Source organism: Photorhabdus antumapuensis (genome assembly GCF_020387775.1).
GTDB classification, from domain to species: Bacteria; Pseudomonadota; Gammaproteobacteria; order Enterobacterales; family Enterobacteriaceae; genus Photorhabdus; species Photorhabdus antumapuensis.
Window position 1 is genome coordinate 20,637 of sequence record NZ_JAHZMK010000015.1, and the last position, 12,123, is coordinate 32,759.

The window sequence follows — 12,123 nt, forward strand, 5'->3', positions numbered from 1 at the left end:
ATGCTGCAACAACTGATAACAAATTATTTTGCCGGGCGAGAGGTGCTGGCCGAAGCGCGAGAAAGTACGGCATTGTGGGAAAACTGGTTATTCCCCATCAGTCCAGAAGCGCCCACGGGTGATGATCCGGCCTATAACGACGATTTTCAACGTATGCGGGAGGAGGTCAATAAACTCAGTGGTATTGATACCGAACTTATCGGTGAACTGGCGCAAAAGCTGCTGACTACGGAATGTAAAGATGTCCGCGTGGCGACTTATTACGTGTGGGCGCGTCTGCATCAGGAGGGAGAACGGGGCCTGGCAGAAGGGCTGGCGTTGTTGGCTGCATTGGTCGAACGTTTTGGTGAAGCGTTGCTACCTTGTCGGGCCGGTAGTCGTAAAGCCGCGCTGGAGTGGCTGACGGGAACCAAAATTCAGGACAGTCTGTCGCTTTATCCTGAAGTCAATCGGATGGATTTCGAACATATTCTGGCGTCGCTGGCATTACTGGAACAGGTATTTGCTACCTGGGATGAGGATGCTCGTCCCTCGCTGACCGGATTGGCCGGCATACTGGAAACCCGGCTGGCGCAGTCGGGGGGGATGGCAGCGGTACCGCAAACGACCGCTCAGACACCGTTACCGTTGATGCAAGGCAACCCGTCCCCCCCGAGGGAATCGCCGGTATGGCGTCCGGTGCAATCCGGGCGTGACTTGCTGGAACGGACGCGTGAACTGGCACGCTATCTGCGTGAACAGCCCCAGGGCTGGCTCTCTTCCGCTCGGCTGATGCGCAGTGTGCGCTGGGATACTGTGCATCAGTTACCGCCACAGGATGGTGATGGGCGTACCCGTCTGCTGCCACCCCGAAAGGAATACCGGGCCTTGTTAAAACGGCTCTACCGGCAACAAAGCTGGCATGAACTGTTGGAGCAGGCCGAGCGGATGTTTGCGGAAGGGGTTAATCATTTTTGGCTCGATTTACAGTGGTATCTCTGTCAGTCCTTGAGTCAGCTAGGCGGCGACTATGAAGGTTGGGGAGAGATAATTAAACAGGACCTGAGAATATGGCTTGAACGGCTGCCGGGGCTGGAAAACCTGGCATATGACGATGGGAGCCCTTTTGCTGATGAAGTGACTGCCGGCTGGATAATTCAACAGATTCATCATGTTAAGGAGGACTGGTCGTTTGCGCCTTCGCCGGCCCAACCCCGGCGCGATGATGACGTTTTAGCGTTGGAGCCGGAAGCGCTGCAACTGGCGGACAGCGAAGGCATTGATGCCGCGTTGTCGTGGTTGGGGCAATTGCCGGGCATCAATGGGGCACGTCACCGCTGGTTACAGCGTCTGTTGATGGCGCGCGTGGCGGAGCAGTACGGCAAAAATGAAATCGCGCTGCATCTGTTGACCGAGCTGAATGCCGATGAGCCACTCCGTCTTGATGAATGGGAGCCGGAACTGATGTTTGAGGTGAAAGCGTGCCTGCTGAAGTTGCTGCGGATGAAAGCCCAGCGCAGTGAACACGATAAGGGGCGGATGGCCCAACGCATGGAGACGCTGTTCGCGGGCTTGGTGGCGATTGATCCGGTCCGGGCGGTTGTGTTATGTGGCTGATTTTACGGGTATAGATTTCCTTCTTCCGAATTTTTGTAACAATCAAGAGAACCATGCGATGGATGATTTAATTCTCCGCTATTACGAGGCGGAAATGCGCTATCTGCGTGAGGCAGGTAAAGAGTTTGCATCAGCGCACCCGGATCGGGCCGCCATGCTTAATCTGGATGACGAACGGGATCTCGATCCTTATGTGGAGCGGTTACTCGAAGGCTTTGCTTTCCTGATGGGCCGGATGCGTCAGAAGCTCGACGACAGTTTGCCAGAGTTGACGGAAGGGCTGGTCAGCCTGTTGTGGCCGCATTATATGCGCACGATCCCCTCACTTTCCATTGTGGAACTGGCACCGGATTATCAGGATTTGCCAAGAAGTGAGAGTATTGCCAAAGGGTTTGAGGTGGTATCGCAGCCTGTGGGACCGCGTCAGACACGATGCTACTACCGTACTACCCGTGATATGTGCATCACGCCGTTGCACATCACTTCGGCCACGCTGCAAAATGAAATCGATGGACGTTCAGTGATCCGTCTGCGTTTTGACTGTGGTCAACGGGCGGATTGGAATAAAGTTGATTTGACGCGACTGCCCTTGTACCTCAAAGCGGGCAATCCGGTGAGTTCTGCACTGCATCTGGCGCTAACCCGGCAAACTCAGCACATGTATGTACGTTTGTCCGGGATGGAGCGTCGCTATTTTGAGGGCTTTTTCTCACCGATGGGGTTTGATAACGATGATGTGCTGTGGCCCAAAGGGGAAAATGCGTTCAGTGGTTATCAACTGTTGATGGAATATTTTACTTTCCGTGAAAAATTTATGTTTGTGGCCCTCAATGGACTGGAAACATTGCATATTCCTGCCGGTACGCCGTGGTTTGAACTGGATATCGTATTGAGTGAACTGTGGCCGTTTGAGTTGCCCTTTTCGGCGGAGAATATCCGGTTGCATTGTGTCCCGGTGATCAACCTGTTTAATGTCGAGGCCGATCCGATGCCCATTTCGCGGTTGCAACATGAGTATTTACTGCGTCCGATGCGCATTCAGGATGGTCACACCGAAATTTACTCAGTAGATGATGTGCTCACTTCCGGGCGGGGTGAAGCCCAACGTTTTGTGCCGTTTAGCAGCTTTCGCCATCGGGGCGGGATCATGCGCAGCACCGCGCCGGAACGTTACTATCACACGCGTGTCAGTGCGAGTCCTTCCGGTTTGCATGATACCTGGCTGATCCTCGGCGGTGAATCGTTTGAAAATGACCCGGAGATTAATGATGAAACGTTATCGCTGCGTATCACGGGCACCAACGGCCAGTTACCCCGCCAGGCATTGCGGGATGCGCAACTCGAACAGACCTTGCAATCCCCCGGTGGCAAACTGCGGGTAAGAAACCTCTGCTCACCCACGCTGCCTTGTTATCCCCCGGCGAATGACCGTTTCCACTGGCGGATACTCAGTCATCTCGGCTCCAACTTTCTCAGCATGATGGATAACCCGGAGGTGCTGCGCGGGACGCTGGGGCTTTATAACTGGACTGATGACGAGATGAACTGCCGTCGTCTGGATGCCATTGTCGGGGTGAAACACAGCATGATCCAGCGTTTTGAGAAAGGCTTTTTGCTCCGGGGGGTTGATATTGAGATTGTCCTTAACCGTAGCGGTTTCTCCGGCGAGGGCGATATTTTTTTGTTCGGTGAGATGCTGAACCGTTTCTTTTCGCTGTATAGCGATATTCACTTGTTTAACCAGTTGACCCTGATCCTACAACCTTCGGAGAGATGTTTACGATGGAAAGAAAATCACAGTCCGCGTATTCCCGGTTAGTCCAACAACTGGCGCCAGACATTTCTGGTTTTAACTTTTATCGTTTCTGCCAGTTGCTGGAAAGTCGGCGGGATGAGCGTCCGCCTCTGGGCAGTACCCTTTCCCCGGATGATGATCCGGTCCGTTTCCGGCCGCATCCCGGAACGGATTTTCCCGCCAGTGAGCTGAGAAATGCCGAATGGGATGAGACACAACGGGAGCAGCCTCCGACAGTGCGTACCACATTTCTGGGCCTGTACGGTGTGGATTCACCGCTCCCGACGGTTTATCTGGACGATATTGTCCTGCGGTGTGACGGCTATGAAGGCGTGACAGACTTTTTGGATATTTTTAATCATCGGATGATGACCCAGTATTACCGCATCTGGCGTAAATATTCCTATCCGGCCACTTATCAGCCCGGGGGGAAAGATGAGACATCACAGTGCTTGCTTGGGCTGATTGGCTTAGGCATACCGGGGAGTCAGCAACAGGTTGCGACACCGGTTTCTCGCTTTCTTGCTCTGCTCGGCACCATGCGGTTGCCAACCCGGACCGCCGAAGGGGTGATTGAGCTGGTCGGGCTGTTGGCGCCGTTGACGCAGGCGAAAGTGACTGCGCATGATCGCCGGCGGGTGCGGCTGACGCAACCGGCTCGTCTGAACCGTCACCCTCCGGTTCCGCTCTCTCAACGTCCGGTGTTGGGAAAGATGGGGACGGATGTTAACAGTCAGATGGTACTGGCGCTTTATACTGATGATGCTGAAGAGGCTCAGGGTTGGTTACCGCAGAGAGAACTGCATACCGATCTGTTGGTGCTATTGCGAGTTTATCTGGGCTGGCGCTGCGGTGTGCGATTACATCTTACGTTACCTAAACGGCTATTGCCGCCGGCTCAGTTGGGAAAACAGCGTGTTCGGTTAGGGCGCACAGGGGTACTGGGGTTAAAACCGGGCGCACAGGCTGTTTCAGGCAGGGTGACGATCAATCTGGGTCACTATCAGGGGTTATTGTCTGAGTATCAATATCGGGAGGCCGAAAATGGCGGTTATCAATGTTAAATCCGTCCTGATGGGGAGCATGGTGTGGCTGGCGACCACAGGGTTAGCGGGGTGCGGTCTGACACAGACGATGACCGACGGCACGGTCGCCGTGACTCAATCCATTTTCCATCAGCAGGTGAAGACACTGCATCTGGATTTTAATGCCCGCAGTGCGCTCAACACCAATGAGGCGCAAATCCCGCTCAGTACGGTGGTGCGTGTCTATCAGCTGAAAGACAATCAAGCCTTTGAACACGCCAGTTACGCCGACCTGTTGAGTGGTGACAGTGAGGCACTCAAGGCGGACAGGCTGGCCCAGCGGGATATCCGAGTGGCGCCGGGGGGCAGTGTGGCGCTGGATATGCCGATGGAAAAGGCGGCGCGGTTTGTGGCGGTGGTGGGCCTGTTCCATACACCGGATGTGACTCATCATGATTGGCGACGGGTGCTCAGGCGTGATGAACTGGCGGCAGATAAACCGCGCACTATCGAATTGGGTAACGGCACATTGACACTGGATCCGATGAAGGAGTAACCGATGAAACAGTTGAGACCCTCACTTTACGAAATGTTGACACGTCACTTTAACGGGGAGCTGGATATCGATCAGATCAGCCCGCGGGATCAGGTGATTTTATCGGTGTTGAACAATATGCAACGCATCCTCAACAGCCGTGCGGGTTCGCTCGCCCATTTACCGGATTACGGCCTGCCTGATCTCAACACCATCCTGCAAGCGTTACCGGCCTCATCACAGCGTTTGGTCACGACGATCGAACAGACGCTGCTGACTTATGAACCGCGTTTGAAGCAGATCAGGGTGACATTACTGCCGCAGCTTGAACCGGCGCATCTGCGTTATGACATCAAGGCGGAATTGAAAGGCGTGGGACTGGTGCGTTTTAGCACGGAGTTTGTGCCGGAAGGGCAAGTCTTGATCCGCCATTTACGCCAGCAAGGGCGCATAGATTAATTTTTTGTTTCATCAGGCTATTTGGGTTTGCCTTTCTGGCCTGTATTAATCACGCAACAGAGGCTACATGTTATGGCCGCAATTTCATCCGGTTACACCGTACATACGGGGGATGACCCGCGTGCACTGCCTGAATTCAGTGCACTGAAAGAAGAAATGAGCAAACTGAGCCATCCGGCCCGGCCAGATGTTGACTGGGCCAGGGTTGAACAGCTTTGCCTGGCGCTATTTCGTTTAAATGGCGTCGAGCTGCAAAGTGCGGCCTGGTACACATTGGCCCGTGCACAGCGTACCGGATTAGCCGGTATTGAGGAAGGATTGGCACTGATTGATGGGTTAGTGAGCCATCAGTGGTCACAATTCTGGCCTCAACCGACTCATGTGCGGGTGGAGATATTTGCCTGGCTGGTTGCCCGTCTGCAACAGGTACTGCGGACCTGTGTTTTCTCTTATATCGACCTGCCGCTAATTTATCGCACAGAAAAGGTGCTGGCGCATCTGTGCGAAGTCTTTCAACGTCTGGAACTGAAACATGTGAGCAAACTCGACAGCCTCCGGGTACAGTTTCACAACAGTGCGCGGCGATTGGAGAGTCTGGCACAGGAAAAGGGGGCGGTATCCCTATCTCCTGCCGCTGTATCGTCTATTGAGGACACGACTATTTTGGTGTCCGCAGAACAATCTCAGCCACAACTGATGTATGTGGCACAGGAAACCCTTTCGTCCGTACAACCGCAGATTAAAGTGGTCCGGGCTTTAACCTCCTCTCGTTGGAAAGTCGGGCACGGTTTTGTCGCGGGTGTCGTGTTATGCGCGCTGACAGTGACCGGTATTGGGTGGGTAAAAGGTATGCGACAAGCGCCGCCGCTGGCGCAGGCATTGCAAGTAACCACGCAGCCTTTGCCGCAGACTTTGCTCCCCGCACAACTTGCCGAGTTACGCTACCCGGACAACGCAGTGTTGTTGACTCAGTTGCAGGAGGAAACACTGGCGGCCAGCCGGGCACAATTGGCAAGTTTGGATGCCTTGCCTGTGTTGTGGCGATTGACGTATGGGGCGCAGCTATTACATCAACTGCGAACATTATGGCCGGCCAGCCAAACGGTGCAGGAGATGGACAATGGGTGGTTACACCAGCGTGAAGCCAATGCATTACCGATGCAGGCGCTGGAAAATTACCATCTGGCGAAATTACGTCTGCAACAACTGGCTGAACGACTCGACGCTTTGGATGAAAAACGGGGTCGTTATCTCACCGGTTCTGAACTGAAATCGATGGTGTTTGGCATCCGGCAGCCGTTGCTCAGTACACCGCCCTTGGAAGAGTTGCTGCGCCAACTGGCCGAACAACAAAAAAGTGGCACGGTCTCCCCGGCATTGTGTCAGCAAATTAACACCCGTTTTAATCAATTACTCAATCGTTATGCACTGCTCGCCCATCCTCTTGTTAATCTTAATCACCCCAATGAACTATAAGGATTTTTTTATCTATGAACAATGTTGTTGACGTTTTGTCGTTGCCTGACTGTGACGATTTGTTGAATAATCTTTGCCCAGAGGTAACTCTACTTGTGTAAGCACCCGCCTCTATTCGCTATGAAGGTTGGAGTGGGAAGAGATTTTTCAAAAAAGGCTCCCGATTGGGGGCTTTTTCGATCGAGCTGAAATTCAGCTTTACTAATTGTTCGTAATAAATTCAAAAAAATTTGTTTAATAATAAAAAATTACAAATTAATTGCACTAGAGACGGCCTTTGTCAGACGTGAAAGTTGCTCTGGTTGAATAATATAAGGTGGCATCAAATAAATCAGTTTGCCAAATGGTCTTATCCAGACACCTTGAGAAACAAAATGGTGTTGTAGCGCCGCCATATTCACAGGCTGTTTCATCTCCACGATGCCAATTGCACCTAATATCCGAACATCAGCCACTTTTGCATGGTGTTTTAGTGGCATCAATTCAGTCTTTAATTGGTTTTCAATTGATTTAATACGTTGTTGCCAAGGGCTTTGTAATAACAAGTTCAAACTGGCTTCTGCTACGGCACAAGCTAATGGATTGCCCATAAACGTTGGACCATGCATAAAACAGCCTGCTTCACCATTGCTAATTGTTTCGGCTACCTTACGGGTTGTCAGTGTTGCTGATAGCGTCATATAACCACCCGTCAGTGCTTTTCCTACACATAAAATATCTGGCTCAATTTCAGCATGTTCACAAGCAAACAATTTTCCTGTGCGGCCAAAGCCGGTGGCAATTTCATCTGCAATTAATAGAATCCGGTGCTGATCACAAAGCATTCTGATCTGACGCAAATATTCAGGATGATAAATTCGCATTCCTCCAGCACCCTGTACGATAGGTTCAAGGATCACTGCGGCAATATCAAGGGAATGCTGCTCCAGTAAAGTGCGAAATGGCATGATATCCCGCTCGTCCCATTGAGAGTCAAATCCGCACTGAGATGATTCGGCAAACAGATGGGGTGGCAGATAGCCTTTGTAGAGATTATGCATTGAATTGTCGGGATCACAGACAGACATAGCACCGAATGTGTCGCCGTGATAACCGTGACGTAATGTCAAAATACGCTGACGTTTCTCACCTTTTGCGTGCCAGTATTGCAATGCCATTTTCAGAGCCACTTCCACTGCAACAGAACCTGAATCAGCCAGAAAAACACATTCCAGTGATGGCGGGGAGATTGCCACTAATTGTCTGGAAAGTGCGATTGCGGGTAGATGGGTAATTCCACCAAACATGACATGAGACATCTGATCAATCTGAATTTTAGCGGCTTGGTTCAGTACCGGATGGTTATATCCATGAATGGCAGCCCACCAGGAAGACATGCCATCCACCAGCTTACGGCCATCAGTCAACTCTAGTTCCACACCAGAAGCACTAACAACCGGATAAACCGGAAGAGGGCTAGTCATGGAGGTATAGGGATGCCAAATATGGCGTAGATCAAATTCAATATCAGAAGAAGTCATAAGGCTAATGTAAACTAATATTATTAAAATTGGTTGACAGTATAACGGCATTATTTAAACTGACTAGACTTTTTTCACACTGGAGATGTTATTGTGATTGAGCGTAAGCAATGGACAATTAATCAGGCGCAAGAGCTGTTTGATAAACCTTTTTTCGAATTATTATTTCAAGCACAACAGGTTCATCGTATCTACTTTGACCCACAGCAAGTGCAGGTCAGTACACTACTTTCCATCAAAACGGGGGCTTGTCCGGAAGATTGCAAATATTGTCCGCAAAGCTCCCGTTACAAAACCGGTCTCGAAAAAGAGCGGTTGATGGAAGTGGAACAGGTGATTGATTCTGCTCGTAAGGCTAAAAATGCGGGTTCAACACGTTTTTGTATGGGGGCTGCGTGGAAAAATCCCCATGAGAGGGATATGCCTTATCTGGAGAAAATGGTTAAGGAAGTCAAAGCATTGGGAATGGAAACCTGCATGACATTGGGTATGCTTAATGGTTTACAAGCACAGCGGTTGGCGGATGCAGGATTGGATTACTACAACCACAACCTTGATACCTCCCCGGAATTTTATGGCAACATCATTACGACTCGGACCTATCAGGACAGATTGGATACCCTTGATAAAGTACGGGAGGCCGGAATAAAAGTGTGTTCTGGTGGTATTGTTGGTCTGGGTGAGGCGATCCGTGATCGGGCCGCATTATTGGTACAACTGGCAAATTTGCCAAAACCGCCGGAGAGTGTACCCATCAACATGTTGGTTAAAGTCAAAGGCACGCCATTGGCTGAGAACGAAGATGTAGACCCTTTCGATTTTATCCGCACGATTGCGGTTGCCAGGATCATGATGCCGTCTTCTCATGTTCGGTTATCCGCAGGTCGTGAACAGATGAATGAGCAGACACAGGCAATGTGTTTTATGGCTGGCGCCAATTCTATTTTCTATGGCTGTAAGTTGCTCACTACGCCTAACCCGGCGGAAGATAAAGATTTACAACTATTTCGCAAGTTAGGTATTAATCCTCAGCAGACTCAGACAGCATTCGGTGATAATCAGCAACAGCAGCATTTGGCAGAAGCCATCATCAATGCGGATAACGAACAATTTTATAATGCGGCATTATGATGAATTGGTCATCTTATCTTTCCCGGCAATTGTCTGAGCGTCAGGGCACTTCGCTATGGCGTCAGCGGCAGGTCAATCAGAAATCAAATGGGCGTTTCCTGTATACCGCTGCTGGCAAATATCTTAATTTTTCCAGTAATGATTACCTTGGGTTAAGCGCCAATCCTGCAATCATTTCCGCATGGCAGCAGGGAGCTGAACAATATGGTGTTGGCAGCGGCGGTTCAGGTCATATTGCGGGTTATACAAAGGCTCATCAGCTATTGGAACAACAACTGGCTGACTGGTTGGGTTATCCAAAAGCATTACTGTTTATTTCAGGGTATTCTGCTAATCAGGGGGTTATTGCCGCGTTAATGACGGAACAGGATCGGATTATTGCCGATCGTCTGAGTCATGCTTCATTAATGGAAGCGGCTATGCATTCCCCCGCTCAGCTACGGCGTTTTCTGCATAATCAATCTGAATCACTTGCAAATTTATTGGCAACGCCTTGTGTTGGAAAGACGCTGGTGGTAACCGAAGGTGTGTTCAGTATGGATGGTGACTGCGCCCCGCTAGCCGATATTTATCGGCAAACCAGAACTTCTGGCAGTTGGTTAATGGTGGATGATGCTCATGGTATTGGTGTCTGTGGTGAGCAGGGAAGGGGAAGTTGTTGGCAACAGGAAGTCAAGCCGGAGATCTTGATTGTCACTTTTGGCAAAGCATTTGGGTTGAGTGGTGCAGCGGTGCTTTGTGATGAGCAGACGGCAGAATATCTAATTCAGTATGCCCGTCATCTGATCTACAGCACTGCTATGCCCCCTGCACAGGCGCATGCGCTTTCCGAGGCTGTTCGGCAGATACAATCTGGTGATGAATTGCGCCAACGCTTACAGCAGAATATCAATTATTTCCGCCAGCAAGCTCAGAAACTGCCATTCGATCTGACAGATTCAACTACCGCAATTCAGCCATTGATTGTGAGTGATAATGAGCTGAGTGTGTCCTTGTCTCAGTATCTGCAACAAAAAGGAATTTGGGTTAAAGCCATCCGTCCACCAACAGTACCACCGGGCCGCGCCAGATTACGTATTACTTTGACAGCCAGACATATGCCACAGGATATTGATATGTTGATGGAGGCGTTGCATGGGTTCCGTAGCTGAATTTGCCAATAAACAGGCGATTGCTGGAGCATTTGGACGAGCGGCCGCCAATTATGATGTGGTAGCGAAATTACAGCAACAAACCGGTGAATTCCTCATGCAACAAGTTGGTGAGCATCCCGGCAAATTAGTATTGGATGCCGGTTGTGGTACGGGCTTTTTTAGTCACCGCTGGCGACAACAGGGGAAGCAGGTTATTGGGTTGGATTTGGCATCAGGTATGCTGATTCATGCTCGTAAACAGTTGGCGGCTGACTATTATCTACAAGGGGATATTGAACATTTAGGGCTTGCTGACAGCAGTGTTGATATCTGTTTCAGTAATCTGGTTGTTCAGTGGTGTGATAATTTATCCAGTGCTTTAAGAGAACTTTATCGGGTAACCCGTCCTGGTGGATTGATTCTGTTTTCCACCTTGGCTAAAGGTTCATTGCATGAATTGAAGCAAGCTTGGAGTGCGGTCGATAACTACCAGCATATTAATCAGTTCCTGCCGCAACAGACAATTAAAGATGCCTGTCAAGGGTTCCGGCATTGTCTTATTAATCAGGTTCATCGCCAGCAATATTCTCATATATTGCCGCTATTGGGTTCTCTGAAAGGGATTGGCGCGACTCACCTTCATTATGGGCGACAGCAAGGACTGATGACGCGTGGACGGCTGATTGCTCTGGAGCAGGCTTATCCACGGGAAAATGAACAGTTACCTCTTAGTTATCAGGTTGTTTTTGGAGTGATTCATCGTGACTAAGCGCTGGTTTTTGGCGGGTACAGATACCGAAGTGGGTAAAACAGTTGTAAGTTGTGCTTTGTTACAAGCGGCAACTAAAGCAGGATATAAAACAGCAGGTTATAAACCCGTTGCTTCTGGTAGTAAAATGACACCGGCAGGTGTTCGTAATTCCGATGCATTGGCATTGCTGGCAAATAGTTCTGTGTCTTTGCAATATGAAGAAGTGAATCCGCTAGTATTTGTTGAAGCAACATCACCCCATATTGCCAGTGATGACTTGAATCAACCTATTGATTTTGCTGTTATGTCTACGGGGCTGCATCAGTTAGAAAAGAAAGCAGACTGGGTTTTAGTTGAGGGCGCTGGTGGTTGGTATACCCCTTTATCAGAAGCGGTGACTTTTGCTGACTGGGTGGTTAAAGAGCAATTGCCGGTTATTTTGACAGTGGGGATGAAACTAGGTTGTATTAATCACGCGATCCTTACCGTGGAAGCAATTATAGGTTCAGAATTACATTTTGCAGGCTGGATAGCTAATGAGGTTGAGCCAGCAGGCAAACGCCAGCAAGAATATTTGGCGACACTAGAACGTATGTTACCTGCTCCTTTATTAGGTACGATTCCTCATTTAACGCAAGAATATTTTAATCATTTAGGGGGATATATAGATTTAAAATTACTGAATAATTGAATAATTGAATA

The 12,123-nt window shown here is 49.9% G+C and carries 11 protein-coding genes; 10 read left to right on the top strand and 1 reads right to left on the bottom strand.

Annotated elements, in window-relative coordinates:
• The 6 genes from tssA (at position 1) to KZ793_RS06130 (ending at position 6,886) form a co-directional block, all read left to right on the top strand.
• Positions 1 to 1,596 carry a type VI secretion system protein TssA gene (tssA, locus tag KZ793_RS06105; protein WP_225814397.1) on the top strand — a complete coding sequence of 532 codons (1,596 nt, stop codon included), beginning with the start codon at positions 1 to 3 and terminating at the stop codon, positions 1,594 to 1,596.
• Between the two features lie 58 nt (positions 1,597 to 1,654).
• Entirely contained in the window at positions 1,655 to 3,415 is a 1,761-nt protein-coding gene (gene tssF, locus KZ793_RS06110) for a type VI secretion system baseplate subunit TssF (RefSeq protein WP_225814399.1), read from the top strand.
• Complete coding sequence (tssG, locus tag KZ793_RS06115; RefSeq protein WP_225814400.1) at positions 3,379 to 4,455, top strand: type VI secretion system baseplate subunit TssG; 1,077 nt, start codon at positions 3,379 to 3,381, stop codon at positions 4,453 to 4,455. The genes tssF and tssG overlap by 37 nt, the downstream gene beginning before the upstream one ends.
• On the top strand, positions 4,436 to 4,972 hold the full coding sequence (tssJ, locus tag KZ793_RS06120) for a type VI secretion system lipoprotein TssJ (RefSeq protein ID WP_225814402.1): 537 nt from the start codon (positions 4,436 to 4,438) through the stop codon (positions 4,970 to 4,972). The genes tssG and tssJ overlap by 20 nt, the downstream gene beginning before the upstream one ends.
• Positions 4,973 to 4,975: 3 nt before the next feature.
• Positions 4,976 to 5,410, top strand: a complete 435-nt coding sequence (gene tssE, locus KZ793_RS06125) for a type VI secretion system baseplate subunit TssE (protein WP_225814404.1) — start codon at positions 4,976 to 4,978, stop codon at positions 5,408 to 5,410.
• 72 nt (positions 5,411 to 5,482) lie between these two features.
• Positions 5,483 to 6,886 (top strand): VasL domain-containing protein, encoded by a 1,404-nt coding sequence (locus tag KZ793_RS06130; RefSeq protein WP_225814406.1) that lies wholly within the window; start codon positions 5,483 to 5,485, stop codon positions 6,884 to 6,886.
• A 248-nt stretch (positions 6,887 to 7,134) separates the two neighbouring features.
• Here KZ793_RS06130 and bioA read toward each other — a convergent pair whose 3' ends face one another.
• A complete protein-coding gene (gene bioA / locus KZ793_RS06135; protein WP_225814407.1) occupies positions 7,135 to 8,406 on the bottom strand; it encodes an adenosylmethionine--8-amino-7-oxononanoate transaminase in 1,272 nt (423 codons plus the stop codon).
• 93 nt (positions 8,407 to 8,499) lie between these two features.
• Between bioA and bioB the strand changes: the two genes are divergently transcribed.
• From bioB to bioD, 4 genes are read left to right on the top strand one after another with little or no spacing between them, the layout of a single operon-like run.
• Entirely contained in the window at positions 8,500 to 9,537 is a 1,038-nt protein-coding gene (gene bioB, locus KZ793_RS06140) for a biotin synthase BioB (RefSeq protein WP_225814408.1), read from the top strand.
• Entirely contained in the window at positions 9,537 to 10,688 is a 1,152-nt protein-coding gene (bioF, locus tag KZ793_RS06145) for an 8-amino-7-oxononanoate synthase (protein WP_225814700.1), read from the top strand. Before bioB ends, bioF begins: the two co-directional genes overlap by 1 nt.
• Complete coding sequence (gene bioC / locus KZ793_RS06150; RefSeq protein WP_225814410.1) at positions 10,672 to 11,439, top strand: malonyl-ACP O-methyltransferase BioC; 768 nt, start codon at positions 10,672 to 10,674, stop codon at positions 11,437 to 11,439. Before bioF ends, bioC begins: the two co-directional genes overlap by 17 nt.
• Complete coding sequence (gene bioD / locus KZ793_RS06155; protein WP_225814412.1) at positions 11,432 to 12,112, top strand: dethiobiotin synthase; 681 nt, start codon at positions 11,432 to 11,434, stop codon at positions 12,110 to 12,112. Before bioC ends, bioD begins: the two co-directional genes overlap by 8 nt.
• Positions 12,113 to 12,123 lie beyond the last annotated feature (11 nt).

Coding starts and splice junctions, on each gene's coding strand:
- tssF (WP_225814399.1), top strand. CDS start 1,655: ATGGATGATTTAATTCTCCGCTATTACGAGGCGGAAATGCGCTATCTG.
- tssE (WP_225814404.1), top strand. CDS start 4,976: ATGAAACAGTTGAGACCCTCACTTTACGAAATGTTGACACGTCACTTT.
- bioA (WP_225814407.1), bottom strand. CDS start 8,406: ATGACTTCTTCTGATATTGAATTTGATCTACGCCATATTTGGCATCCC.
- tssJ (WP_225814402.1), top strand. CDS start 4,436: ATGGCGGTTATCAATGTTAAATCCGTCCTGATGGGGAGCATGGTGTGG.
- KZ793_RS06130 (WP_225814406.1), top strand. CDS start 5,483: ATGGCCGCAATTTCATCCGGTTACACCGTACATACGGGGGATGACCCG.
- bioF (WP_225814700.1), top strand. CDS start 9,537: ATGAATTGGTCATCTTATCTTTCCCGGCAATTGTCTGAGCGTCAGGGC.
- tssA (WP_225814397.1), top strand. CDS start 1: ATGCTGCAACAACTGATAACAAATTATTTTGCCGGGCGAGAGGTGCTG.
- bioC (WP_225814410.1), top strand. CDS start 10,672: ATGGGTTCCGTAGCTGAATTTGCCAATAAACAGGCGATTGCTGGAGCA.
- tssG (WP_225814400.1), top strand. CDS start 3,379: ATGGAAAGAAAATCACAGTCCGCGTATTCCCGGTTAGTCCAACAACTG.